General features: G+C 65.8%; 1 protein-coding gene. It reads left to right on the top strand.

Annotated features, from left to right (window positions below; genetic code table 11):
• The coding region (locus ACPXB1_RS30685) for a phosphopantetheine-binding protein (protein WP_425736187.1) at positions 1-316 on the top strand (316 nt) is incomplete at both ends.

Below are 316 nucleotides of genomic sequence, written 5' to 3'. Positions count from 1 at the left end.
CCCAACTCGTCGCCTACCTCACCGGGCACCCCGACCTGAACCACCTTCGCCGGCACCTCGCCGACCGACTCCCCACCTACATGGTTCCCACCAGCCTCATCACACTTCCCGAACTACCACTGACCCCCAACGGCAAACTCGACACCGCCCGGCTACCCGAGCCCACACCAACAGCCACTGAACACGTCGCGCCGCACACCGACACCGAGCAATGGCTCGCCGACACCTGGCAGAACCTCCTCGACCTCGACCAGGTCAGCGCCACCGACAACTTCTTCGACCTCGGCGGCAACTCCCTCCTGGGCACCCAACTCGC

It is taken from the genome of Micromonospora sp. DT68, from assembly GCF_049847245.1.
Classification (GTDB): domain Bacteria; phylum Actinomycetota; class Actinomycetes; order Mycobacteriales; family Micromonosporaceae; genus Micromonospora; species Micromonospora profundi.
Note: the sequence above shows the minus strand (reverse complement) of the source record. Positions and strands in the feature narration are given on the sequence as shown.